Origin of the sequence: Pseudomonas sp. 51_B (assembly GCF_017491595.1) — a bacterium.
Classification (GTDB): domain Bacteria; phylum Pseudomonadota; class Gammaproteobacteria; order Pseudomonadales; family Pseudomonadaceae; genus Aquipseudomonas; species Aquipseudomonas promysalinigenes.
Window position 1 is genome coordinate 1 of record NZ_JAFGYW010000485.1, and the last position, 428, is coordinate 428.

Consider the following 428-nt stretch of genomic DNA (forward strand, 5'->3'; position numbering starts at 1 on the left):
GACCTTGGCTTTCGGCCTGGCTTCGGCAGCCAGCAGCGCGGCCTCAGCCTTTTCCAGCTCGGCCTTGCGCGCTTCGGTGATCGCGCCGTTGACGCCGCCGGTCAGCGCTGGCGCCTTGGGCATCAGAGCACGGGCGCGGCTGAGCGCGGTGGCGGCAGCGTTGACATCGCCTTTTTGCAGGACGATCTGGCTGCGGCGCAGGTACGCCTCGGCCAGCTGCCGCTGGTATTGCTCAAGGGATTGATCATTGGGGGTTGCGGCCTGCAACGCGGCCAACTGGTCTTCGGCGGTGGCCAGTTCGCTGCTGGCCAGGCTTTGCTCCAGCTGTGCGATGGCCGTAGCCCGCGCATCGGGGACTTCAGCCACCGGCGGCGTGCTTTGGCAGGCGCCCAGCAGCACTGAAAATGCGACAAGGAGCAGATAACGGG

The 428-nt window shown here is 67.1% G+C and carries 1 pseudogene; it reads right to left on the minus strand.

From position 1 onward, the window contains the following. Positions 1 to 428: pseudogene (locus J5M56_RS25855) on the minus strand (hypothetical protein); the annotation flags it as partial.